This is a genomic window from Microvirga sp. HBU67558 (assembly GCF_018069605.1).
Classification (GTDB): Bacteria; Pseudomonadota; Alphaproteobacteria; order Rhizobiales; family Beijerinckiaceae; genus Microvirga; species Microvirga terrae.
In genome coordinates, this window is record NZ_JAGPUP010000554.1 from 1 (window position 1) to 22,935 (window position 22,935).

General features: G+C 67.7%; 21 protein-coding genes. 10 read left to right on the plus strand and 11 right to left on the minus strand.

Going from position 1 to position 22,935, the window contains the following annotated elements; genetic code table 11:
- The 4 genes from KBI52_RS34300 to KBI52_RS25590 all read left to right on the plus strand — a co-directional run.
- Nucleotides 1-102, plus strand: a 102-nt coding sequence (locus KBI52_RS34300) for a DNA translocase FtsK (protein ID WP_210812227.1), incomplete at its 5' end; no start/stop codon positions are given.
- Between the two features lie 99 nt (nucleotides 103-201).
- Nucleotides 202-1,122, plus strand: a complete 921-nt coding sequence (locus KBI52_RS25580) for an outer-membrane lipoprotein carrier protein LolA (RefSeq protein WP_210812183.1) — start codon at nucleotides 202-204, stop codon at nucleotides 1,120-1,122.
- 204 nt (nucleotides 1,123-1,326) lie between these two features.
- Entirely contained in the window at nucleotides 1,327-2,142 is an 816-nt protein-coding gene (locus KBI52_RS25585; protein ID WP_210812184.1) for an exodeoxyribonuclease III, read from the plus strand.
- Nucleotides 2,143-2,229: 87 nt separating this feature from the next.
- The gene (locus KBI52_RS25590) at nucleotides 2,230-3,942 is read left to right on the plus strand and encodes a methyl-accepting chemotaxis protein (protein WP_173948708.1); all 1,713 of its coding nucleotides are present in this window, start codon (nucleotides 2,230-2,232) and stop codon (nucleotides 3,940-3,942) included.
- A 13-nt stretch (nucleotides 3,943-3,955) separates the two neighbouring features.
- Here the strand turns inward: KBI52_RS25590 and KBI52_RS25595 are convergent, their stop codons facing one another.
- Complete coding sequence (locus KBI52_RS25595) at nucleotides 3,956-4,450, minus strand: cyclic nucleotide-binding domain-containing protein (RefSeq protein WP_173948709.1); 495 nt, start codon at nucleotides 4,448-4,450, stop codon at nucleotides 3,956-3,958.
- A gap of 6 nt (nucleotides 4,451-4,456) precedes the next feature.
- Nucleotides 4,457-5,143, minus strand: a complete 687-nt coding sequence (locus tag KBI52_RS25600) for a response regulator transcription factor (RefSeq protein ID WP_173948710.1) — start codon at nucleotides 5,141-5,143, stop codon at nucleotides 4,457-4,459.
- A gap of 285 nt (nucleotides 5,144-5,428) precedes the next feature.
- Between KBI52_RS25600 and KBI52_RS25605 the strand changes: the two genes are divergently transcribed.
- Nucleotides 5,429-5,962, plus strand: coding sequence for a L,D-transpeptidase (locus tag KBI52_RS25605; RefSeq protein ID WP_210812185.1), 534 nt, complete (start codon nucleotides 5,429-5,431; stop codon nucleotides 5,960-5,962).
- 136 nt (nucleotides 5,963-6,098) lie between these two features.
- Here KBI52_RS25605 and KBI52_RS25610 read toward each other — a convergent pair whose 3' ends face one another.
- Entirely contained in the window at nucleotides 6,099-7,613 is a 1,515-nt protein-coding gene (locus tag KBI52_RS25610) for an ABC-F family ATP-binding cassette domain-containing protein (RefSeq protein WP_210812186.1), read from the minus strand.
- Between the two features lie 281 nt (nucleotides 7,614-7,894).
- A complete protein-coding gene (locus tag KBI52_RS25615) occupies nucleotides 7,895-8,821 on the minus strand; it encodes a LysR family transcriptional regulator (protein ID WP_210812187.1) in 927 nt (308 codons plus the stop codon).
- A gap of 118 nt (nucleotides 8,822-8,939) precedes the next feature.
- Between KBI52_RS25615 and KBI52_RS25620 the strand changes: the two genes are divergently transcribed.
- A complete protein-coding gene (locus tag KBI52_RS25620; protein ID WP_210812188.1) occupies nucleotides 8,940-9,935 on the plus strand; it encodes an aldo/keto reductase in 996 nt (331 codons plus the stop codon).
- Between the two features lie 113 nt (nucleotides 9,936-10,048).
- Here KBI52_RS25620 and KBI52_RS25625 read toward each other — a convergent pair whose 3' ends face one another.
- Nucleotides 10,049-10,915 carry an SDR family oxidoreductase gene (locus KBI52_RS25625; RefSeq protein WP_210812189.1) on the minus strand — a complete coding sequence of 289 codons (867 nt, stop codon included), beginning with the start codon at nucleotides 10,913-10,915 and terminating at the stop codon, nucleotides 10,049-10,051.
- 95 nt (nucleotides 10,916-11,010) lie between these two features.
- Here KBI52_RS25625 and KBI52_RS25630 point away from each other — a divergent pair, with 95 nt between their 5' ends.
- The gene (locus tag KBI52_RS25630; protein ID WP_210812190.1) at nucleotides 11,011-11,904 is read left to right on the plus strand and encodes a LysR family transcriptional regulator; all 894 of its coding nucleotides are present in this window, start codon (nucleotides 11,011-11,013) and stop codon (nucleotides 11,902-11,904) included.
- A gap of 24 nt (nucleotides 11,905-11,928) precedes the next feature.
- Here KBI52_RS25630 and KBI52_RS25635 read toward each other — a convergent pair whose 3' ends face one another.
- Complete coding sequence (locus tag KBI52_RS25635; RefSeq protein WP_210812191.1) at nucleotides 11,929-12,609, minus strand: YggS family pyridoxal phosphate-dependent enzyme; 681 nt, start codon at nucleotides 12,607-12,609, stop codon at nucleotides 11,929-11,931.
- 125 nt (nucleotides 12,610-12,734) lie between these two features.
- On the opposite strand from KBI52_RS25635, the gene leuS reads away from it, so the two are divergent.
- The 3 genes from leuS to holA are packed head-to-tail and all read left to right on the plus strand — an operon-like array spanning nucleotide 12,735 to nucleotide 16,904.
- The gene (leuS, locus tag KBI52_RS25640; protein WP_210812192.1) at nucleotides 12,735-15,356 is read left to right on the plus strand and encodes a leucine--tRNA ligase; all 2,622 of its coding nucleotides are present in this window, start codon (nucleotides 12,735-12,737) and stop codon (nucleotides 15,354-15,356) included.
- Nucleotides 15,343-15,879 (plus strand): LPS assembly lipoprotein LptE, encoded by a 537-nt coding sequence (gene lptE / locus KBI52_RS25645; protein WP_173948719.1) that lies wholly within the window; start codon nucleotides 15,343-15,345, stop codon nucleotides 15,877-15,879. The genes leuS and lptE overlap by 14 nt, the downstream gene beginning before the upstream one ends.
- Before the next feature lie 5 nt (nucleotides 15,880-15,884).
- Entirely contained in the window at nucleotides 15,885-16,904 is a 1,020-nt protein-coding gene (gene holA, locus KBI52_RS25650) for a DNA polymerase III subunit delta (protein ID WP_210812193.1), read from the plus strand.
- Nucleotides 16,905-17,036: 132 nt separating this feature from the next.
- Here the strand turns inward: holA and KBI52_RS25655 are convergent, their stop codons facing one another.
- The 5 genes from KBI52_RS25655 to mnmE all read right to left on the minus strand — a co-directional run bounded on the left by KBI52_RS25655 (nucleotide 17,037) and on the right by mnmE (nucleotide 22,908).
- A complete protein-coding gene (locus tag KBI52_RS25655) occupies nucleotides 17,037-17,921 on the minus strand; it encodes a ParB/RepB/Spo0J family partition protein (RefSeq protein ID WP_173948721.1) in 885 nt (294 codons plus the stop codon).
- Between the two features lie 17 nt (nucleotides 17,922-17,938).
- The gene (locus KBI52_RS25660) at nucleotides 17,939-18,778 is read right to left on the minus strand and encodes a ParA family protein (RefSeq protein WP_173948722.1); all 840 of its coding nucleotides are present in this window, start codon (nucleotides 18,776-18,778) and stop codon (nucleotides 17,939-17,941) included.
- Nucleotides 18,775-19,389, minus strand: a complete 615-nt coding sequence (gene rsmG / locus KBI52_RS25665; RefSeq protein WP_173948798.1) for a 16S rRNA (guanine(527)-N(7))-methyltransferase RsmG — start codon at nucleotides 19,387-19,389, stop codon at nucleotides 18,775-18,777. Before rsmG ends, KBI52_RS25660 begins: the two co-directional genes overlap by 4 nt.
- 11 nt (nucleotides 19,390-19,400) lie before the next feature.
- Entirely contained in the window at nucleotides 19,401-21,284 is a 1,884-nt protein-coding gene (gene mnmG / locus KBI52_RS25670) for a tRNA uridine-5-carboxymethylaminomethyl(34) synthesis enzyme MnmG (RefSeq protein ID WP_210812194.1), read from the minus strand.
- 313 nt (nucleotides 21,285-21,597) lie between these two features.
- Complete coding sequence (gene mnmE / locus KBI52_RS25675; RefSeq protein ID WP_173948724.1) at nucleotides 21,598-22,908, minus strand: tRNA uridine-5-carboxymethylaminomethyl(34) synthesis GTPase MnmE; 1,311 nt, start codon at nucleotides 22,906-22,908, stop codon at nucleotides 21,598-21,600.
- Nucleotides 22,909-22,935: the final 27 nt, after the last annotated feature.

The following is a 22,935-nucleotide window of genomic DNA, read 5'->3' on the forward strand; positions in this document are numbered from 1 at the left end:
TCGCTCATGGAGCGCATGGAAAACGAGGGCATCGTCGGACCCGCCAACCACGCCGGTAAACGCGAAATTCTGCTTGAAACTCCGGGCATGGGAGAGGATTAAGGCGGTCTCGGAACCTTGGCCGCGGCCCTGCGTCATTCCTGGGCCATTCCCAATGGCCGGGCAGCGTCCATGATGATGGTCCGAAGGAGACCGATTCGGATGCGTCCCGTCCTTCTTGCCGGCCTGGTGACGGCGCTCATCGCGGGCGCCCTGCCGGCCGTGGCCCAGACGGTTCCGATCGACCTGTTCCTCCCGCCCGTCCGTCCGATGGCCGCGCAGGGCTTCGGCCCGTCGCTCCCGCATCTGCCGACCGCCTCGTTCCACCGGGCGACGCCCGCAGCGGCCGAGACCCAGCCGTCCCGCCCGGTCATCCCGAGGCCGGCCAATGCGGAACAGGTCCTGGCCGTCACCGCGCCGCTCCCGCCGAGCCGCCCCGCGACCGCGGATCCCCGCCACACGCCCGAATCGGAGCCCGTCGTCATCGCGTCCCGGCCGGTGGTTGCCGCGGCGACGCCCGTGGCCCTGCGCCAGCCGCTGCCGAACGGCGAGGTGGTGGCGCGGGCGAATGCCTATTTCACGAACCTGACCACCCTGGTGGCCGATTTCACCCAGATGGGCGGCGACGGGCGCCGGCAGGGCGGCACCCTCTATCTCCAGCGCCCCGGCCGGGTGCGGTTCGAATACGATCCGCCCGCCACCCTCGAGGTGATCGCCGACGGACGCTCGGTCGCCGTGCGCGACCGCAAGCTCGCGACGCAGGACCTCTATTCCATCTCGCAGACGCCGCTGAAATTCCTGCTGCGCGAACAGGTGAATCTCGGCCAGGACATCCGGATCACGGGCATCGCCAGCGACGGCGACGGCGTGCGCATCAGCCTGGAGGATTCGTCGACGCTCGGCGGAACCTCGCGCATCGTCCTCGTGTTCGACGGCCAGGTGGAGACCCTGAACCAGTGGCGCATCGTCGATGCGCAGGGCTTCCAGACGGTGGTGATGCTGGGCAAGAGCGAGCGCGGCCGCCGCATCGACCAGGATCTGTTCAAGATCCAGTACGACATCCTCGTCGGCGGGAACAAATGAGGCCGCCGTGGATGTGACACTCTCGGCGTTATGGCCGGGCCTGTCCCGGCCATCTCGATATGGAAAAGCGCCGCGCCTTACGGAATCGGGATCACCGGCACAAGGCCGGTGATGCCGAGGGGCTGTTATTTCCGGTGATCGTCGCCCTTCCCTCGGGCCGGAATCTGTCGTAGCCGAAGGGGATCTTCCGAAGGGCTTCCTCCCGTGCAACTGACCGTCTCGACCTGGAACATCAATTCCGTTCGCCTGCGCATCGACCAGGTGGGCCGCTTCCTGAAGGAGCGCCGCCCCGACATCCTGTGCCTGCAGGAGACCAAGTGCCCGAACGACAAGCTGCCCCTGAAGGACCTGCAGGCCTTCGGCTATCCCTTCGTGGTCCATATGGGCCAGAAGGGCTACAACGGGGTCGCGATCCTGTCCCGCTACCCGTTCTCCGAGACCGGCGTGATGGAGATGTGCGGGCGCCAGGACGCGCGCCACATCACCGTCACCCTGAGCCGGGAGGCCAAGGCGGCGGCCGGCCTGACGATCCATAACTTCTATGTGCCGGCCGGCGGCGACATTCCCGATCCGGAGCTCAACGAGAAATTCCGGCACAAGCTCGACTTCATGGCCGAGATGCGCTCCTGGGGCGGCCGCGCGAAGCCGACCTCCGGACCGGCCATTCTCGTGGGCGACCTCAACGTGGCGCCCCTCGAGCACGACGTGTGGAGCCACAAGCAGCTCCTCGACGTGGTGAGCCACACCCCGGTCGAGACCGCAATGCTGGAGGAGCTGCGCCAGGAGGCGGAGTGGATCGACGCCATGCGGATCCTGCGGCCGGAGCCGGAAAAGATCTATTCCTGGTGGAGCTACCGCTCGCCCGACTGGGCGGCCGCCGACAAGGGCCGCCGCCTCGACCATGTCTGGCTGTCGAAGGGCCTGCAGGGCACCCTGCGCTCCATCGACGTGACCCGGGAGACCCGCGGCTGGGAGCGTCCCTCGGACCACGCCCCCGTGACGGCCGTGCTGGAGCTGTAGAAAAGCCGCCCTGCCCGTCGCCCTTTGACACCTTTTTAACCGGTTTTTGCGAAGGCTTCTGCACGACTTTCCCTAAGGTAAATACCCGTGCAGTTCCTCGCCAACCGGAAGCTTTCCCACCTCACGACGGCCGCCATGGTGGCGTTCGTCGTTGTGACCGCCGCCGCGCTCTTCGCGGTCGTCTCCCTTCAGACCCGCCAGGACGTCGAGACCAAGGCGCTCGCCCAGCTGCAGTCCAACGTGCGGACCTTCGTGGGCATCCTGCGCGGCTCCATCGACAGCCTGAGCGTGAAGAAGGACGCCGCCGGGGCGGTCACGGGCATCACGGTGAACGACGACGCCGTGTTCTACAGCGACGAGCTCGCCGACCGCATCGCCGAGGCCACGCAGGCCCCCGCGACCCTGTTCGTGAAGGACAAGGCCAGCGGCAACCTCATCCGGCGCGCCACCAACATGCGCAATCCCGACGGGTCGCGCGCGGTCGGCACGGCCATGGACCGCAACGGGGTGATCTTCCCCATCGTATCGGCGGGCGGCACCTATGTGGGCAAGGCCAAGATCCTCGGGGCCGACTATCTCCTGGTGAATCTTCCGGTCTTCGGCCAGAGCGGACAGGTGCTGGGCGTGCTCGGCAGCGGATTCCAGGTCACCGCCCTCGAAGCCTCGGCCCATGAGCTCATGTGGCAGATGGGGATGGTCTCCCTGGCGGTCGTGCTCCTGCTGACGCTCGCCGCGATCCTGGCGGGCCGCATGCTGTTCCGGCCGATCCCGAGGCTCGCCGAGGCCATGAAAAGCCTCGCCCATGGCGAGACCGCCCTGACGGTCCCCTACACGGCCGCCAGGAACGAGATCGGCGAGATGGCCCGTGCCGTGGAGATCTTCCGCGAGAACACCGTCGAGCGCCAGCGGCTCTCCGTCGAGCAGGCCACCGAGAGCGACGCGAAGCTGCAGCGCGCCCTCAAGCTCGACGAGCTGACCCGCCGGTTCGAAGCCAATGTCTCGGCCCTGACCCAGGGGCTCGCCGCCGCGGCCTCGGAGATGGAGGCGACCGCCCAGACCATGACGAGCACGGCCGACCGGACCAACCGGCAATCCGTCAGCGTGGCGGCGGCCGCCGAGCAGACCTCGAGCAGCGTGCAGACCGTCGCGGCGGCCACCGAGGAGATGTCGATCTCGATCCGCGAGATCGCCCGTCAGGTCACGCAATCGTCCCAGATCTCCTTCGAGGCGGTCGAGAGCGCCAAGCGCACCAACGGCATCGTGCAGGCGCTCTCCAGCAGCGCCGAGCGCATCGGCGACGTGATCACCCTGATCAACAACCTGGCCGCCCAGACCAACCTGCTGGCGCTCAACGCCACCATCGAGGCGGCCCGCGCCGGCGAGGCCGGCAAGGGCTTCGCGGTCGTCGCCTCCGAGGTGAAGAACCTCGCGACCCAGACGGCCAAGGCCACCGACGAGATCGGTTCGCAGATCGCCCAGATCCAGGGCGCCACCCAGGAGGCCGTGGGGGCGATCCACGGCATCCAGACCATCATCGACCAGATTTCGGCCATTTCGACCGGGATCGCGGCCGCCATGGAGGAACAGGGCGCCACCACGGGCGAGATCTCCCGCAGCGTCCAGGAGGCCGCCCGCGGCACCGGCCAGGTGACGGACAGCATCGAGAGCGTGAAGCACGGGGCCGGCGAGACGGGGGCTGCGGCCACGCAGGTTCTGGGCGCCGCCCAGGAGCTCGCCCGCTACGCCGAGAACCTCAGCCGCGAAGTGGATGTGTTCCTGTCAGACGTGAAGGCCGCGTGAGAGGTTCAACCTCTCACGTCTCATCCGGCGCTTTCGCGGAAATCTCCCCGCCGTCGATGGCGATGAGCTGCTGGCGGACGCGCTCCAGGCCCTCCGTGAGGCGGGCCAGCTCGTCCGCCATCGCGTCCTGGATGGCCGCGGCCGCGTCCGGGAACTCCTCCAGCACCCGGCGCATGAGGCTCGGGGTCACCCGGATGATGGCCGAGGGCTCGCGGGCCGTCGCGGTGGCGCGGCGTTCGATGCGTGCGAACAGGGCCGCCTGCCCGATCAGGGCACCGGGACCGGCGAGAAAGGCCTCGGGCGAGCCGTCGTCCTTGGCGTCGAGCGCGATGGCGCCGCGGCTCACCACGTAGCCGCCGTCCGAGCGGTCGCCCTTCTTGAACAGCACGTCGCCCTCCCGGTAGGTCCGGCTCTCGGACGCGAAGGCCACGAGGCGTAGGGCGTCGCGCTCCAGCAGGTTGAACAGCGGAGCCCGGCTGAGCGTGGCGATGTCGTCGTCGAGCGCCATGGCCGGTCAGGGAATCAGCTTGTAGCCGCCGGGCTCGGTGACCAGGATGGTGGCGTTGGACGGGTCCGACTCGATCTTCTGGCGCAGGCGGTAGATATGCGTTTCCAGCGTGTGGGTGGTGACGTTGGAATTGTAGCCCCACACCTCCGTGAGCAGGGTGTCGCGCCCGACCACGGACTGACCGGCGCGGTAGAGATAGCGCAGGATGGCGGTCTCCTTCTCGGTCAGCTTGAGCTTGGAGCCCTTGTCGGTGGTGAGCAGCTTCGAGCCCGGGCGGAAGATGTAGGGCCCGATCTGGAACACCGCATCCTCGCTCGCCTCGTACTGGCGCAGCTGCGCCCGGATGCGGGCGAGCAGCACGGCGAACTTGAACGGCTTGACCACGTAATCGTTGGCGCCGGCCTCCAGGCCCATCACCGTATCGCTGTCCGACCCTTGGGCGGTGAGCATGATGATCGGGCTGCGGAAGCCGTTCTGGCGCATGACCTTGACCGCCTCGCGCCCGTCCATGTCGGGCAGGCCCACATCCATGATGGCAAGATCGATCCGGTCCCCTTTCACCGCATCGATGGCGCCCGTGGCGTTCTCGGCGGTCGCAACCTGAAACTCGTCATAGAATCCGAGCTGTTCGGCTAGGGTGTCGCGCAGGTCCTGATCGTCATCGACGACGAGGAGGCGGCTGGCATTCGACATCTCAAACCCTTCAACACGATGGACTGCGAAAGTCGCGAGAGCGGTCTTCAAACAGCGAAGAACCCGGACATCTCCGGGCCGGTCCGTTCGCCTCCTGTCACCGCTCATGATCCGGATCGAAAATCGCCGCCTGACGCGAGAGCATCGTTCGGCAAAACCGGGTTCGGGTTTTGCCGAACGATGCGCCCGCGGGCGCGAGCCTTGAGCTTTGGATCATGCTCGATGCATAAGAGTAGTCATTCCCAGCTTGACAACAAGAGGGACCTTCCGTCCCTTCCACTGCCCATGAAACCGTCCCGCGTCAATGTCATCCGTGTGTTCCGCTCCCCGCTCGACCACAGGCGCGGGCGTCTCGAGGCCGGCAATCTCGTCATGCCGTGCGCGCTGGGCCGCTCCGGCACGGCCCGGGCCAAGCGCGAGGGCGACGGCGCCTCGCCGGTCGGGCGGTTCCGGATCCTGCAGGCTTTCTACCGCCCGGACCACGGCCCGCGCCCCCGGACGGGCCTGCCCCTGAGGCGCATCCGCCCCGCCGACGGCTGGTCGGACGACGTGAGGGACCGGCGCTACAACCGCCTCGTTCCCCTGCCCTGCCCGACCGGTCACGAGACGATGTGGCGGGACGATCATCTCTACGACGTGGTGCTCGACATCGCCTGGAACCGCGGCCCGGTCGTGAAAGGCCGCGGCAGCGCCATCTTCCTCCATCTCGCCCGTCCCGGATTCCTGCCGACCGAGGGCTGCGTGGCCGTCGACAGGCGCATGATCCGCCGCCTCATGGAACGGATCGGGCCGAACACGCGGATCGAGATCGTCGGGTGAGCCGCCGTCGCCCTCCCCGGCCCGTCATGGCCGGACCTGTCCCGGCCGCCCCGATCCTGAGAAGCACGGAGCTCTTCCGGTCGAGATTACCGGACAAGCCCGGTGATCTCGGGGTGGGCATCATCGGCCACATCGCTCACCGCGCCACGCTCTCGTAGAACGCCTCCGGCCCATCCACCTCGCGCAGCCGGCCCCGGTCGATGAGCAGGAAGCGGGTGCCGACGGTTTTCACGAAACTGCGGTCGTGGGACACGAGGATGCAGGTGGCCTGTGCGTCGAGGATTTCCGCTTCCAGCTGCTCGCGACCCGGGATGTCCACGTGGTTGGTGGGCTCGTCCATGAGGTAGACATTGGGCTCGGAGAGGCGCAGCGCGAGGAGGCCGAGCCGCGCCTTCTGGCCGGGCGACAGCCGGGCGATGGGAAGCCCCTGCCTGTCGACGGGAAAGCCCGCCTCCGCTAGAACCGCGCGGCTGCGCTGATCGCCGAGGCGAAAGCGCGACAGGATGAAATCGTGCGCCGTGCTCGTCTGCGGCAATTGCCCCATGTCCTGGTCCACGTAGCCCAGGGCGAGGCTCGGGCTCGTGCGGATGCCCGGGAAGCCGTCCGGGCGGGTCATCGCGGCGTGCAGCAGCCGGACGAACTGCGACTTGCCGGCGCCGTTGCGGCCGAGCACCACGACGCGGTCGCCCTGCGCCACCTCGAGCTTGGGGATCGTGAACAGCCTGCGCCCGTCCGGCGCCTGAACGCCGACGTTGTCGAGCCCGACGAGCACCCGCGCATGGGTGCCCCGGTTGCCGAGCCGAATCTCGCCCGGCCGCTCCCGGTGCACGGCGCGCGCGCGCTGCTCCAGCGCATCGGCGCGGCGCCTGATCTGGGCGGATTTGATCTGCGCCGCGTCGCTGCCGCTGTTGAGGCCCACATTGCGCAGTTCCTGGGCGCTCTCGCGCAGGCGCTTGACCTCGCGCAAGGTCTTGTCGCGCTGGGTCCGGGCGGCCTCGTCATGGGCGTCGAGGAGCGCACGGGCCCGCCGGTAGGGATGGGCGAAGGAGACGGATTCCTCGGGCCGCAGGAACAGGGTTTTCGTCGTGCAGGCATCGAGGAAGTCGCGGTCGTGGCTCGCCACCACGATGGGCGCGGTGAAACCCGCCAGGTTGATCCAGGCCTCCAGGGTGAAGAGCTTTTCGAGATCGAGATGGTTCGTGGGCTCGTCGAGGAGCAGCAGGTCGGGCTCGGTGATCCACGCGCGGGCGATCAGCGCGAGCCGCTGCCAGCCGCCGCTCAGCGCCCGCACGGGCAGGGTGCGCAGATCGGCCGGAGTGTCGAATTCGTCGAGCACCATGTCGACGCGCCATTCCTGGCTCTCGCGCTCGCCTGCCGGCAGGGCCTGCAGCAGCACGTCGTGCAGCGACAGATCGGCGAGACCGGCGGGCACGTCCTGCTCGACGAGGGCGACGCGCAGACCGCGCGAGCGCACGATGTCGCCCTCGGTCGGTTCGATGAGGCCGGCGAGGCATTTCAGAAGGGTCGACTTGCCGGCCCCGTTGGCCGCCACGAGGCCGAGGCGGTCGCCCTGGCCGATGACGAGGTTCAGGTTCCGGAACAGGGGGGTTTGGGCGATGAAGCTGACATTGCGAAGGCTCAAGGAGGCCATGGGAGGATCTCACGGGTGCGGCGCGCCCGGGCGAAGGCCGTCGAGGCGCGAACGATCTGGAACGTGTCAGACGCGCCGGATCCTTGCGGAGCCACGGGCGCGGGTGAGCCGTTCAGAGCTGACCGGAGTGAGATGAGGACGGAGAAAAGCCGTCAGATCCGCTCGATGGCCGGCCCTGCAACAAGCTGCTGCAGGGCGTGCCCGGGGCCGAACGTGCGTTGATGCATCGCTTCAATCATGCAGCCCTCCCCGGTTCGACATGGTGGATCGAGACGGTAGGCTTAACCGGAAACGCCCGCGGATGCAATCTCGGGTGCCGGCCGGCGTTTGACGAAGTCCACGAAGGCGCGCAGGGGCGCGGGCATGTGGCGGCGGCTCGGATAATAGAGGAAGGGTCCTGAAAAGGGCTGCTGCCAATCCTCCAGCACCGGCTCGAGGGCGCCACTCGCGAATTCGCGCTCCAGAAATCCCGCGAAGGTGGCGATCAGCCCGAGGCCCTGCAGGGCGGCGGCGATCTCCAGGTCGATGCTGTTGGCGACGACCCGGGCGGTGGGCGTGATTTTCACGACCTCGCCGTCGCGCTCGAACTCCCAGGGATGCATGATGCCGCTGGCGAAGCGGTGCCGGATGCAGGCGTGGTTCAGGATGCCCCTCGGGTGCGAGGGCCGGCCATGGGCGGCGAAATAGGCCGGCGCTCCCGCCACCGCGAAGCGCTGGGTGCGCGGGCCGATGGGCACGGCGATCATGTCCTTCTCCAGACGCTCGTCGTAGCGGATGCCTGCGTCGAAGCCCGCCGCCAGCACGTCGACGAAGCTGTCGTCGGTGGCGACCTCCAGGGTGATGCCCGGATGGGCGTCGAGGAACGGCCCGATGAGCCGCGGCAGCACCAGGCGGGCCACCGCCGTGGGAACGTTGAGCCGCAGGGTGCCGGTCGGCGAGTTCCGAAAGCCGTTCACCGCGTCGAGGGCGGCTGCGACCTCGCTCAAGGCCGGCCCCAGGCGTTCCAGGAGGCGCTGGCCGGCCTCGGTCGGCGTGACGCTGCGGGTGGTCCGGTTGAGCAGACGCACGCCGAGCCGCGCCTCCAGCCGCCGCAGGGCCTCGCTCAGGGACGAGGCCGAGACGCCGCGCAGCCGCGCCACGCTGCGGAAGCTGCGCGCCCGCGCGACCGCCGCGAAGGCTTCGAGATCCGCCAGATCCACATCGCTCATTGTTCGAAAATCCAAACAGCCTGTTCCGGTTATGCCGGATTATCGCACGAACCGGAAGCGGGCATGATCCGTTCATGCCGGCAGGACAGCTGGCCGCCATTTTTCAGGAGATCAGACAATGCAACACCGCCGCTTGGGGCAAACCGGCCCCTCCGTGTCCGCCCTCGGCCTCGGCTGCATGGGCATGTCGGGCATGTACGGTCCGGCGGACCGGGCCGAGAGCATCGCGACCATCCATGCGGCCTTTGACGCCGGCATCACCCTGCTCGACACGGGTGATTTCTACGGCATGGGCCACAACGAGATGCTGATCGGCGAGGCCCTCGAGGGCCGCAACCGGGACCAGGCCGTGATCAGCGTCAAGTTCGGCGCCATGCGCGAGCCGTCCGGCGCCTGGCTCGGCTACGACGCCCGGCCGCAGGCGGTCAAAAGCTTCCTCGCCTATACGCTCCAGCGCCTGAGGGTCGATCATATCGACATCTACCGGCCGGCGCGGCTCGATCCGAACGTGCCGATCGAGGACACGATCGGGGCCATCGCCGACATGGTGAAGGCCGGCTATGTGCGCCAGATCGGCCTGTCCGAGGTCGGGGCCGACACGATCCGCCGGGCGGCGGCCGTGCATCCGATCTGCGACCTGCAGATCGAGTATTCCCTCATCTCCCGGGGCATCGAGGACGCGATCCTGCCGGCCTGCCGCGAACTCGGCATCGGCATCACGGCCTATGGGGTGCTCTCCCGCGGGCTGATCAGCGGCCATTGGCGCAAGGACCAGGCGGGGGCCGGCGATTTCCGCGCCCACAGCCCGCGCTTTCAGGACGGCAACGTGGACAGGAACCTGGCGCTGGTCGACGCACTCAAGAGCGTGGCGGAGCGCAAGGGCGTCAGCGTGGCGCAGATCGCCATCGCCTGGGTGGCCGCTCAGGGCGACGACATCGTGCCGCTCGTGGGCGCCCGCCGCCGGGATCGGCTGCAGGAAGCACTCGGATCCCTCGACGTGCGGCTGACGCGCGACGATCTCGCGGCCATCGAGCAGGCCGTGCCCAAGGGCGCCGCCGCGGGCGACCGCTACGCTGCGCCCCAGATGGCCATGCTGGACAGCGAACGGGGGTAAGATCCCCGGTCATCACCGGGCTTGTGCCGGTGATCCCGATCGTTTGGAACGCCGAGCCTCACCGTATCGGGATGGCCGGGACAGGCCCGGCCATGACGGAAACGTGTGGCTGGTCAGGCCGCCTCACCCCTCCCCGGTCTTTCCTGCCCGGTCTTCGGCCCGACCCGTTCGCGCATGAAGGCGAGATAAGCGTCCTCCGAGGTTTCTCGGCGGGCGGCGACCAGGGGCTTGATGTCGTCGGTGGCGACATAGCGCAGCCGGTCGCTGCCGTCCGTGGCGGCCGTCCAGATCACCTCGGCCACCTCGTCGCTTGTCGCATCGGCCCGGGCGGCGCGCAGGCCGGCGAAGACCTCCTGGGCGGCCGTCACGAAGGGCTCGTAATCGGCCGGGATGGCAGCCCGAGCGGCCTCGCCGCCGCTGCGCTCGCCGAACCGGGTGCTGGTGACGCCGCCGGGCTCGACGACCTTCACGGCGATCCCGAGGCTCGCGAGCTCATAGGACAGGGATTCGGAGAACCCCTCCAGGGCGAACTTGGACGCGCAATAGAGCGAGATCATCGGCAGGGCGAAGACGCCGGCGCCCGAGCTGACATTGACGATCACGCCCGCCCGGTTGGCGCGGAAATGCGGCAGCACCGCCCGGGTCACGTCCATGAGCCCGAACAGGTTGACGTCGAACTGCTCCCGGATCTTGTCGCGCGACGTTCCCTCGAACACCCCGAACAGGCCGAAGCCCGCATTGTTCACGAGCACGTCGAGGCGCCCGAAGCGCTCGATCCCGGCCGCCAATGCGGCGTCGATGCTGGCCTGGTCCTGAACGTCGAGCCGCGTGACGAGGACATTGTCGAGACCGGCCAGGGCCGCTCCCTCCTCGGGACGGCGCATGGTCGCGACGACGTTCCACCCGCGGGAGGCGAAGAGGCGGGCGGTGGCCTCGCCGAAGCCGGTGGAGGCACCTGTGATGAGAACGGTACGAGTCATGGGAAAAGCTCCTGTGCTGGAGCTTCCATATGGATCCGCGCGATTAGTGTGATAAGCCGTTCAATTCTACACGGGATGATGAAGGATTTCGCACAATGGCGGATCTGGGCCTCAACGATCTCAAGGCTCTGGCGGCCGTGGCGGCCCATCGCAGCTTCCGGGCGGCGGCGCTCGACCTCGGCCTGTCGCCCTCCTCCCTGAGCCATACGGTGGCGAGCCTTGAGAGACGCCTCGGCGTGCGGCTTTTCAACCGCACGACCCGCAGCGTTTCCGTCACCGAAGCCGGCGAGGCCTTTCTGGCCCGGGTGCAGCCAGCCCTGCGGGAGCTCGAGGAAGCGGTCGAAAGGGTCAATCGCTACCGGCAGACCCCGGCGGGCCTCCTGCGCCTGAACACCTCCGAGGGCGGGGCCATGCGGGTCCTGCCGATCCTCCTCGACTTCCTGCAGGCCTATCCCGACATGCGGGTCGACGTGGTCTGCGAGGGACGGATGGTCGACATCGTGGCGGGCGGCTTCGATGCCGGCCTTCGCATCGCGGAGGCCGTGCCGCAGGAGATGGTGTCCATAGCGTTGGGGCTCGACGAGGAGTTCGCCGTGGTGGGAGCACCCGATTATGTTTCGGCCCACGGCCTGCCGCAGAACCCGGCCGATCTGTTCGAGCACGAATGCATCCGCACCCGCCTGCCGAGCGGGACCATCTACCGCTGGGAGTTCGAGCGCTCGGGCGAGGCGATCCGCCTCGACGTTCCGGGCCGCCTGACTCTGGGAACCCACGATCTCGGCCTGCAGGCGGCCCGGGCCGGCGCCGGCCTTGCCTATGTCAACCGGCGCTCGGCGGAAGCGGATCTCGCGACCGGGCGCCTGGTGCGCGTCCTGGCTGACTGGACGCCGCCCTTTGCGGGCATCTGCCTCTATTATCCGCGCCAGCGCCTGCCTTCGGCGGGCCTCAGGGCCTTCATCGACCATTTCCAGGCCGCGCGAAGGCGCTGACGGATCCTTCGCTCCGATGCAGGCTCAGGCCTTCGACGGCCTTGCTCCGAAGATCGCGCTGCCGACCCGTACATGGGTCGCGCCGAGCTGGATCGCCGCATCGAAATCGGCACTCATGCCCATGGACAGCACGCCAAGCCCGTGACGCTTCGCGATGGTGTTGAGCAGGGCGAAATGAGGCGACGGCGGGTCCTCGGCCGGCGGGATGCACATGAGGCCCTCGATCTGCAATCCGTACCGTTCGCGGCACGCCTCGAGGAAGGCGTCGACCTCGGTCGGAACCACGCCGCCCTTCTGCGGCTCCTCGCCGGTGTTCACCTGAACCAGCAGGCGGGGCGTCCGGCCCTGCCGGGCGATCTCCTTGGCGAGCGCCTCGGCGAGCGACGGGCGGTCGAGGGTGTGGATCACGTCGAAGAGCTCCACGGCCTCGCGGGCCTTGTTGGACTGGAGCGGGCCGATCATGTGGAGCTCCACATCCGGAAAGCGTGCGCGCAGGCCCGGCCATTTCGTCTTGGCCTCCTGCACGTAGTTCTCGCCGAAGACGCGCTGGCCCACAGCGAGCACCGGCTCGATGGCCTCGGCGGGAAAGGTCTTCGAGACCGCCACGAGGGTGATGCCGGACGGGTCGCGCCCGTAATCGGACGCCGCGCGCCGGATGCTCTCCTGCACCTGCCTCAGGCCGTCGACCGCGTGGTTGTCGTTCATGGGATCCTCTTAAAGCCGCCTCGCGCGCGCGAAACCGTTGACCGCGCGGGAGAGCTGTGTCCTAGTCCGCCGCAACCCGGCGGCGCAAGCCGCTTCGCACCATTCACGACGGATATAGACGAGACATGAGGCCCGAGCGCTACAACGCCAAGGAAGCCGAGCTGAAATGGCGGAAGGTCTGGAACGACCAGGACCTGTTCAAGACCAACAACGACGACCCGCGTCCGAAATACTACGTGCTCGAGATGTTCCCCTATCCGTCGGGGCGCATCCACATGGGCCATGTGCGCAACTACACCATGGGCGACGTGGTGGCGCGCTACAAGCGCGCCCGCGGCTTCAACGTGCTCCATCCCATGGGCTGGGACGCCTTCGGCATGCCGGCCGAGAACGCCGCCATGCAGAACAAGGTCCACCCGAAGGAATGGACCTATGCCAACATCGCCACGATGCGCGCCCAGCTGCAGAGCATGGGCCTGGCCATCGACTGGAGCCGCGAGATCGCAACCTGCGATCCGAGCTATTACAAGCACCAGCAGCGCATGTTCCTGGACTTCCTGGAGGCCGGCCTCGTCGACCGCAAGACCGCCAAGGTGAACTGGGACCCGGTCGACCATACGGTGCTCGCCAACGAGCAGGTGATCGACGGGCGCGGCTGGCGCTCCGGCGCCCTGGTCGAGCAGCGCGAGTTGACCCAGTGGTTCCTGAAGATCACCGATTTCGCGCAGGATCTCGACGACCGGCTCGACACCCTGGACCGCTGGCCCGAGAAGGTGCGCCTGATGCAGCGCAACTGGATCGGCCGCTCGGAAGGCCTGCTGGTCCGCTTCGCCCTGAAGCCGGAAACGGTGCCGAACGGCGAGACCGAGCTGCAGATCTACACGACGCGGCCCGACACCCTGTTCGGCGCCAAGTTCATGGCCGTCGCGCCCGATCATCCGCTGGCGAAGGCCGCGGCCGAGAAGAACCCGGAGCTGGCCGCCTTCATCGAGGAGGCCAAGCGCATGGGCACGGCCCAGGAAGCCATCGACAAGGCCGAAAAACTCGGCTTCGACACGGGCATCCGCGCCGAGCATCCGTTCGATCCGAACTGGACCCTGCCGGTCTATGTGGCGAATTTCATCCTGATGGAATACGGCACCGGCGCCATCTTCGGCTGCCCGGCGCACGACCAGCGCGACCTGGACTTCGTCAACAAGTACGGCCTGGGCAACACCCCCGTGGTCTGCCCGCCGGACGTCGACCCGGCCAGCTTCGTGGTGACGGACGTGGCCTATGACGGCGACGGTCGGATGATCAATTCCCGCTTCCTCGACGGCCTGACCATCGCGGAGGCGAAGGAGGAGGTCGCCCGGCGCCTGGAGGCCGAGACCCGGGGCAATCACGCGGTGGCCGAGCGCAAGGTGAACTTCCGCCTGCGCGACTGGGGCATCTCGCGCCAGCGCTACTGGGGCTGCCCGATCCCGGTGATCCATTGCGATGCCTGCGGGGTCGTGCCGGTGCCGAAGGACCAGCTGCCCGTGGTGCTGCCGGAGGACGTGTCCTTCGACGTGCCGGGCAACCCGCTCGACCGCCATCCCACGTGGAAACACGTGGACTGCCCGCAATGCGGCGGCAAGGCCCGGCGCGAGACCGACACCATGGACACCTTCGTGGATTCGTCCTGGTACTTCGCACGCTTCACGGACCCGACCCTGACGGACGAGCCCACCGACCCGGCGACCGTGGACCGCTGGCTGCCGGTCGATCAGTATATCGGCGGCATCGAGCACGCGATCCTGCACCTGCTCTATTCGCGCTTCTTCACCCGGGCGATGAAGAAGACCGGTCATGCCGGCCTGGACGAGCCGTTCGCCGGCCTGTTCACGCAGGGCATGGTGGTGCACGAGACCTACAAGGACGCCACTGGCGGCTGGGTGCTGCCCGCCGACGTGCGCTTCGAGGTGCAAGGCGCAACCCGCAAGGCCTTCCATGTGGAGACCGGCGCCCCGATCGAGATCGGCTCCATCGAGAAGATGTCGAAGTCGAAGAAGAACACGGTCGATCCCGACGAGATCATCGCGTCCTACGGGGCCGACACGGCGCGCTGGTTCATGCTGTCCGACTCGCCCCCTGAGCGCGACGTGATCTGGACCGAGGAGGGCGTCCAGGGCGCCGGCCGGTTCGTGCAGCGGGTGTGGCGCCTGATCGGCGAGATTGCGGACCGTATGGACGGCGGCAACGGCGCCGCGGCCGAGGGTCCGATCGCGCTCGCCGTGCGCAAGGCCGCACACAAGGCCCTGGCGGCCGTCGAGGACGACATTGAGCGCCTGCGCTTCAACCGCTGCGTGGCTCATCTCTACGAGCTCGCCAACGCCCTGCAGGATCTGGCGAACCAGGCGAAAAGCAGCGACGAGCAGGGCCTGGGCCAGGCTTTCACCGAGGCCGGGCGCATCTTCGTGCAACTGCTCGCCCCGATGATGCCGCACCTGGCCGAGGAGTGCTGGGCGGCCTTGAGCCAGCCCGGCCTGGTGTCCGACACGGCCTGGCCGGCGGTCGACCGGTCCCTGCTGGTCGAGGACACGGTCACCCTGCCGGTGCAGGTCAACGGCAAGAAGCGCGCCGACGTGACGGTTGCCCGCGATGCCGATCAGGCTACCATCGAGGCGGCCGTGCTCTCGCTTGACGGCGTGCAAAAGGCTATGGAAGGCAAGCCCGCCCGCAAGTTCATCGTGGTTCCCCAAAGGATCGTGAATGTCGTCGTTTAACCTGAAAGGTCTCGCCTCGGTCGTTCTCGTGGCGAGCCTGTCTCTCGGCCTGTCCGCCTGCTTCCGGCCCCTCTACGGCCCGACGGCTTCGGGCGAGTCCCTCCAGACGGTGCTGGCCTCCATCGACGTGCCGGAGGTGAAGTGGCCGCCGGCCCTCGCGAATTCGGGGCATTATCTGCGCAGCGAGCTGGTCTACCTGCTCAACGGCTCGGGATCGGACACGCCCAAGCGCTACAACCTGAAGCTGGCGTTGCAGGAAAGCCGGTCGAGCCCGGTGGTCGACACCGAGACCGGCACGGCGAGCTCCGTGATCGTCGGCGGGACCCTGACCTATACCCTGACGAGCCTCGACGGGAAGACCGTGGTCACCCAGGGCACGGCGACCTCCACGACGAGCTTCGACCGCTTCCCGCAGCGCTTCGCCAACATCCGGGCAGGACGCGATGCGGAGATCAGGCTCGCCAGGGACCTGGCGCAGCAGGTGAGAACCCGGCTGTCGGCGGCGCTCGCCACCGCCGGCTGACGCCGATGGTCGCCGTCAAAGCCGGTGACGTCGACGGGGCGCTGCGGCGCCCCGATCCGCGCGTCGGCGTGTTCCTGTTCTACGGGCCCGACATGGGGCTGATCAACGAGCGCGCCCGCTCGGTGGCCGAGCGCGCCGTGGACGATCCGTCCGACCCGTTCCAGCTCATCCGCATCGACGGCGACGATATCGCGGCCGACCCGGCTCGCCTCGCGGATGAGGCCGGCACCATGGGGCTGTTCGGGTCGAAGCGCGCCATCTGGGTGAAGTCCACCTCGCGCAACATCGCCCCGGCCGTCGATGCCGTCCTGAAAGGAGAGCTGCAGGATACGGTGATCGTCATCGAGGGCGGCGACCTCCAGAAATCGTCCCCCCTGCGGACCCTCTGCGAGCGCTCGCAGAAGGCGCTGGCCCTGCCCTGCTATGCGGATACGGGCCGGGATCTCGGCACGGTGGTCGACGAGACCCTGAAGGCGAACGGCTTCTCGATCCAGCGCGAGGCCAGGACCGCCCTGATCGCGAGCCTCGGCGGCGACCGGCTCGCCACCCGGGGCGAACTCGCCAAGCTGATGCTTTACGCCCATGGCCAGAGCGAGATCACGCTCGCGGACGTGGACGCGATCATGAGCGACGTCTCCAGCCTCGCCATGGACGCGGTGATCGATGCCGCCTTCGCCGGCGAGGGCACGGGTCTCGAGGTGGGCTCGCGGCGTCTCGCCGCCGAGGGGGTGAACGCATCCGTGCTGCTGGGCGCCGCGCTCCGTCATGCCCTGATGCTGCTGACGGCGCGCCTTTCCGTTGAGGAAGGACGCCCGATCCCGACCGTGATGGAGACCCTGCGCAGCCTGCATTTCCGGCGCAAGCCCCTTGTGGAGCGTCATCTGCAGCGCTGGACCGGCGGCAGCCTCAGGAACGCGATCGCCCTCCTGCAGGCCAGCCTCCTTCAGACCCGCCGCCTGGCCGATCTCGATGATACGATCGCGGCGAAGACCCTGCTCGACATCGCCCGGGCGGCGCGGCGGTAGAGTCCTTCCCGCTTCATCCTGGCCGGGTCTGTCCCGGCGGTGCCGATGCGGAGAAGTACCGCGCTGTGCACAAACGAAATCACCGGCACGAGGCCGGTGATTCCATGCCATGCGAGCCTGCCGCCCGTCCTTTTATGGATTGAGCCTCCGGCACAAGCCGTCGAGCTGATCCAGCGTCTTGTACTTGATGCGCAATTCGCCGCCCTTGCCCTTGTGGTCGATGCTGACCGTGAGGCCCAGCACGTCCTGCAGGGCCTTTTCGAGGGCGCGGGTGTCCGGATCCTTCTCGGCTTTGACGGACTTGGCCGCCTTGGCCTCCGCCTTCTCCGGATCGGCGTTGTCGCTCTGGGCGATCTCCTCGACCTGGCGCACGCTCAGGCCCTCGTCGAGAATCCGCTTGGCCACCTGCACCGGATCCTTCACGGACAGGAGCGCGCGGCCATGGCCGGCGGTGAGCTTGCGCTCCATCATGAGCTTGCGCACGCCGACGGGCAGGTCGGCGAGGCGCAGCATGTTGGCGATGTGGCTGCGGCTCTTGCCGATGATCTTCGACAGGTTCTCCTGCGTGTAGGAGAACTCGACCATGAGCCGGGAATAACCTTCCGATTCCTCGATGGGGTTGAGGTCGGCGCGCTGAACATTCTCGAGGATGGCGTATTCGAGCGAGGTCTTGTCGTCGATCGACACGATCACGACCGGCACCTTGTGCAGGCCGGCCTTCTGCGCCGCGCGCCAGCGCCGCTCGCCGGCGACGATTTCATAACGCTCCGTATTGGTCGGCAACGAGCGCACCACGATGGGCTGAATGATGCCGCGATCCTTGATCGACTGGGTCAGCTCCTGCAGATCCTCCTCGTCGAATCGCTTGCGAGGATTGCGCGGGTTCGGCTGCAGGAACTCTACAGGCACGTGGCGCGGGACGAAGCCCTTGCGCTCGAGATTGCCCATCTCGTCTCCGACTTCGCCGATCAGGGCGGCCAGTCCCCGGCCCAGGCGCGACTTACCTTCTTCTGCCATTGTCTCTCTCAAACTGTTCAAGCCGCGCGCAGGGCGCGTTCACGCTGAATGACTTCCGAGGCCAAGCGGAGATAGGCCTGCGAGCCGGCGCATTTCAGATCGTAGAGCAACACCGGCTTGCCGTGCGACGGCGCTTCCGACACCCGGACGTTGCGGGGGATCATGGTCTCGTACACCTTGGCGCCCATGAACTCGCGCACGTCGGCCACGACCTGTCCCGACAGGTTGTTGCGCGGGTCGAACATGGTCAGCACGACCCCGTGGATCGACAGGTCCGGGTTGAGGGCCGACCGGACCTGCTCGACCGTCTTGAGCAACTGGCTGAGGCCTTCCAGAGCAAAAAATTCGCATTGGAGGGGCACCAGAACCGCGTCAGCGGCCACCAACGCATTGATGGTCAAAAGATTGAGCGATGGCGGGCAATCGATCAAAATATAGGTAAAAGGTTCGCTTACCTCGACGGCTGAAAGGCTCGCGATCGCCGACCGGAGCCGGTGCGAGCGATTCCGCTCGTTGGCGATCTCCAGTTCGACGCCGAGCAGGTCGAGCGTCGAGGGGGCCACGGACAATCCGGGCACGACAGTCTCGGTGATCGCCTCGGCCAGCGACGATTCGCCGGCGAGCACGTGATAGGTCGAGATCTGGCGGCTCTTCCGATCGATGCCCAGGCCCGTCGAGGCATTGCCCTGCGGGTCGAGATCGATGATCAGCACCTTCTCGCCGATGGCCGCGAGCGCGGTGCCGAGGTTGATCGCCGTCGTGGTCTTGCCGACGCCCCCCTTCTGGTTGGCGAGCACGAGAACGCGCGGCTCCACGCCACGCGCGCCTGCTTCGGGTCCGTTGCGGTCGGTCATCATGAATGGCTCTCGATGGAGGTTATGCGCAGAATCCTGGCTTCGGAATCGGTCAGGCTCGGCAGGATCTCTGCCTCGAATGTCCACTTTTTCCGGGCCTCGGTCAATTCGGTCTCGGCATCGCGCCCCTTGGGAAAGAGGCCGATTGTCCCCGATTTCAACAAGGGTGCGGTCCAGTCCAGCAGCTGGTCGAGCGCTGCCAGAGCCCGGGCAGAGACCACATCGGCTTGGCCCAGAAAGTCCGGCACGACGGTTTCCAGCCGCGCCTCGCGGATGGTCGCCGAGACGCCCGTCAGCCGGGCGATGTGTCGGAGGAACGCGCATTTGCGCGAGTTGCTTTCGACCAGATGGACGCTGAGTCCCCTCTCCGCGCCCGCAATGGCGAGCACGAGACCCGGGAACCCGGCACCCGATCCCAGGTCGAGCCAGGTCTTGGCCTCCGGTGCGAGATCGAGAAGCTGGAGAGAGTCGACGATGTGACGCTGCCAGATCTGGTCCAGGGTCGCAGGACCGACGAGATTCTTGATCGCCTGCCAGCGCCGAAGCTCCCGTTCGAGCAATTCGAGCTTCTCGAATGTTTCACGTGAAACATTGAGGTCGGAGGCCGTGACCATGCTGGGCTTCGTCACGACAAGACCTCAGCCGAACCGGCGCGATGCCCAGGAGACCTGCGGGCGTGAGCCGCCAGCAGGGTCAGCGCTGCCGGCGTGATGCCCTCGATCCGGGCAGCCTGGCCAAGGGTCTTAGGGCGGACCAGATCGAGCTTGGCCTTGATTTCGTTCGACAGCCCCGGAAGCCCCTGGAAATCGATCGTGTCCTCCAGAACCACGCTCTCGTCCCGTCGGTAGGCCGCGATATCCGCCTTCTGGCGGTCGAGGTAAACCGCATAGGTGGCGTCCGTCTGCAGCCGCTCCCGCACCGATTGGCTGACGCTTTTCAGGTCAGGCCAGACCCGCTCCAGGTCCTCCCACACGATCGTCGGATAGGACAGCAGCTGATAAGCCGTGCGGCGAATCCCGTCCTGGTTCAGGTCCAGGCCATGGCGCGACGCCTCCCTGGGGGTCACGGCGAGCGCCTGCAACTGCTGGCGCGTCGCGCGGATCTCGTCCTGGGACCGCCCGAAGTGAGCCGCGCGTTCGCTGCCGACGCAGCCGATCTCCAGGCCCTTGCCGGTGAGGCGCTCGTCCACATTGTCGATGCGCAGACTCAGGCGATACTCGGAGCGTGAGGTGAACATGCGATAGGGCTCGCTCACCCCACGGGTGACCAGGTCGTCGATGAGGACGCCGAGATAGGACTCCGCCCGGTCGAACACGATACCGTCCTGGCCCGAGGCGCGACGGGCGGCATTCAGCCCCGACGCCAGCCCCTGGGCGGCCGCCTCCTCATAGCCGGTCGTGCCATTGATCTGGCCGGCCAGGAACAGGCCGGCGACCGCCTTCGTTTCGAGCGTGGCCGTGAGATTGCGCGGATCGACATAGTCGTACTCGATCGCATAGGCCGGCTGGATCATCCGGACCTTCTCCAGGCCCGGAATGTGCTTCAGGAAGGCCAGCTGCACGTCCTCCGGCAGCGACGTCGAAATCCCGTTGGGATAGACCGTAAAGTCGTCGAGCCCCTCCGGTTCCAGGAAGATCTGATGACCGTCCCGGTCGCCGAAGCGGACGACCTTGTCTTCGATCGACGGGCAATAGCGCGGTCCCCTGCCCTGGATCCCGCCCGAATACATGGCCGAACGGTGCAGGTTGTCCCGGATCAGGCCGTGAACCTGGGCCGTGGTACGGGTGATGCCGCATTCGATCTGCGGGTTCGTGATGCGGGTGGTCAGCAGGGAGAACGGCACGGGCTCGTCATCGGCTGCCTGCTTGTCGACGCCGGCCCAATCGATTGTGCGGCCGTCGAGGCGGGGCGGGGTTCCTGTCTTAAGACGCCCGAGGGTGAAGCCGAGCCGCGCAAAGGTCTGTGGCAGGCCGAGCGACGGCCGCTCTCCCATGCGGCCCGCTGGAATCTTCCTCTCGCCGATATGAATAAGGCCCGACAGGAAGGTGCCGGTCGTAATGACGACGGCTCCGGCGGCCAGCACGCGCCCATCCGTGAGCCGCAGACCCGTGACGCGACCATCCTGGACCAGGAGATCGTCGGCCTCCCCCTCCACGATGGCGAGGTTTTCTGTTTGCAGGAGCTCGGCCTGCATGGCACGGGCATAGAGCTTACGGTCCGCCTGGGTGCGCGGTCCGCGTACGGCAGGACCCTTACGGCGGTTGAGCAGGCGGAACTGGATACCGGCCCGGTCGGCGATGCGGCCCATGACCCCGTCCAGGGCATCGATCTCGCGCACGAGATGCCCCTTGCCGAGCCCCCCGATGGCCGGGTTGCACGACATGGCGCCGATGGTCGCCAGCTTATGCGTGACGAGGGCCGTACGCGCGCCCATGCGGGCCGAGGCCGCGGCCGCTTCGGACCCGGCATGGCCGCCGCCTACGACAATCACATCGTAAAGGTCACCCATCCATCTTCTCCATGCGGCAAGGCCGGCTTCAGGCAATAGCCTGACGTCCGCTCCGCTGCCGTCATTCCCGCCGGACGCTCGACCTGGGACGGGAGCGTCGGATTGCTGTCTGTTCGGATGCATCTGGCTCTAAGCCGCCGCGCAGCGAAGGTCAAAAGGGCAAAATGTTTCACGTGAAACATTCCGAGCCAAACCTCGGTTCTGCACGTCCCGTTCACAGGTTGTGCCGCGATGATTCAGCATTGTTCCACCGATTCGTGAACCGGAAAATGGGACCCGACCCCGTTCGACCGATGGGGAGTGCAGCCTGCAATCACTTGCCGATGCAGAAGCTCGAAAACAAGCGATCGAGCATGTCCTCCACGTCGACCCGACCGGTGATCTCACCGATCGACCTCGCGGCAAGGCGGACCTCTTCAGCGGCAAGTTCGAGCGGGCCCCCGTCCACCAGGAGAGCACGCGCCCGTACAAGCGAGTCCTGTGCTCGTTCAAGGGCCCTGCGGTGACGCTCGCGGGTCACCAAGGCATCGCCCTGCCCCATCAGAGCGCCGGCCTCCTGCTCGAGCCGGGCGATCAAGCCGGGCAGGCCTTCGCCGGTCGCCGCCGCGATCATCAGGTCGCAATCCTGCCGGGACCCCGGCAGATCGGCCTTCGTGCCCACCCGCAGCAGGTGCCGCGCCTGGGGCGGTTCTCCCGGCTGGTCGTCCGGCGGCACGAGCCAGAGCACGAGATCCGCATCCTGCGCCCGGGCGCGGGCGCGGGTGACGCCCTCCTGCTCGATGAGATCGAGGCTCTCCCGCAGGCCCGCCGTGTCGACGATGATCACCGGGAGGCCGCCGAGATCGCAGTGCACCTCGATCACGTCACGCGTGGTTCCGGCAACCGGCGACACGATGGCAACATCCCGGCGCGCCAGGGCATTGAGCAGGGTCGACTTACCGGCATTGGGCGGGCCTGCCAGAACGACGGTCAGGCCCTCGCGCAGGCGCTCGCCGCCACGATCGGCCACGGCACGGCCGATCTCGTCCCGCACCCCGTCGATCATTCGCAGAATGTCCGCTTCGAGATCCTCCGGCACGTCGCCCTCGTCGGAAAAGTCCAGGCTCGCTTCGAGGAGGGCGAGAACCTGCAGGACGGTGTCGCGCCAGCCCTCGGCGGCGTTCCCGAGCCGCCCTCCGAGCTGGCGCATGGCCTGCCGGCGCTGGGCCTCGGTCTCGGCGTCGATGATATCCGCCAAACCCTCGACCTGAGCCAAATCCATCCGCCCATGGAGGAACGCCCGGCGGGTGAACTCGCCCGCCTGGGCCGGGCGGCAATGGCCCAAGGACCCGAGGGCCCGCAGCACGGCGGCCCGGGTCGCCAGGCCGCCATGGATATGGAGCTCCGCCTGATCCTCGCCGGTGAAGCTCTCCGGCCCCGGCATCCACAGGACCAGGGCCTGATCGAGGGGTTCTCCGCTCGAAGGATCCTTCAGGATCCGCACCACGGCGCGGCGCGGCGCCGGCAGCCCTCCCGCCATCCGCTCCAGAACCCTGCCGCTCTCCGGCCCGCTGATCCGGATCAGGCACACGGCGGCGCGGCCGTGACCCGAGGCGATGGCGAAGATGGTGTCGTCCGAACGCATGAGGGTGAACCCTGTGAGACCGAAGAG

Coding starts and splice junctions, on each gene's coding strand:
- KBI52_RS25580 (WP_210812183.1), top strand. CDS start 202: ATGCGTCCCGTCCTTCTTGCCGGCCTGGTGACGGCGCTCATCGCGGGC.
- KBI52_RS25595 (WP_173948709.1), bottom strand. CDS start 4,450: ATGGCGCTCGACGACGACATCGCCACGCTCAGCCGGGCTCCGCTGTTC.
- KBI52_RS25600 (WP_173948710.1), bottom strand. CDS start 5,143: ATGTCGAATGCCAGCCGCCTCCTCGTCGTCGATGACGATCAGGACCTG.
- KBI52_RS25605 (WP_210812185.1), top strand. CDS start 5,429: ATGAAACCGTCCCGCGTCAATGTCATCCGTGTGTTCCGCTCCCCGCTC.
- KBI52_RS25610 (WP_210812186.1), bottom strand. CDS start 7,613: ATGGCCTCCTTGAGCCTTCGCAATGTCAGCTTCATCGCCCAAACCCCC.
- KBI52_RS25615 (WP_210812187.1), bottom strand. CDS start 8,821: ATGAGCGATGTGGATCTGGCGGATCTCGAAGCCTTCGCGGCGGTCGCG.
- KBI52_RS25620 (WP_210812188.1), top strand. CDS start 8,940: ATGCAACACCGCCGCTTGGGGCAAACCGGCCCCTCCGTGTCCGCCCTC.
- KBI52_RS25625 (WP_210812189.1), bottom strand. CDS start 10,915: ATGACTCGTACCGTTCTCATCACAGGTGCCTCCACCGGCTTCGGCGAG.
- KBI52_RS25630 (WP_210812190.1), top strand. CDS start 11,011: ATGGCGGATCTGGGCCTCAACGATCTCAAGGCTCTGGCGGCCGTGGCG.
- KBI52_RS25635 (WP_210812191.1), bottom strand. CDS start 12,609: ATGAACGACAACCACGCGGTCGACGGCCTGAGGCAGGTGCAGGAGAGC.
- leuS (WP_210812192.1), top strand. CDS start 12,735: ATGAGGCCCGAGCGCTACAACGCCAAGGAAGCCGAGCTGAAATGGCGG.
- lptE (WP_173948719.1), top strand. CDS start 15,343: ATGTCGTCGTTTAACCTGAAAGGTCTCGCCTCGGTCGTTCTCGTGGCG.
- holA (WP_210812193.1), top strand. CDS start 15,885: ATGGTCGCCGTCAAAGCCGGTGACGTCGACGGGGCGCTGCGGCGCCCC.
- KBI52_RS25655 (WP_173948721.1), bottom strand. CDS start 17,921: ATGGCAGAAGAAGGTAAGTCGCGCCTGGGCCGGGGACTGGCCGCCCTG.
- KBI52_RS25660 (WP_173948722.1), bottom strand. CDS start 18,778: ATGATGACCGACCGCAACGGACCCGAAGCAGGCGCGCGTGGCGTGGAG.
- rsmG (WP_173948798.1), bottom strand. CDS start 19,389: ATGGTCACGGCCTCCGACCTCAATGTTTCACGTGAAACATTCGAGAAG.
- mnmG (WP_210812194.1), bottom strand. CDS start 21,284: ATGGGTGACCTTTACGATGTGATTGTCGTAGGCGGCGGCCATGCCGGG.
- mnmE (WP_173948724.1), bottom strand. CDS start 22,908: ATGCGTTCGGACGACACCATCTTCGCCATCGCCTCGGGTCACGGCCGC.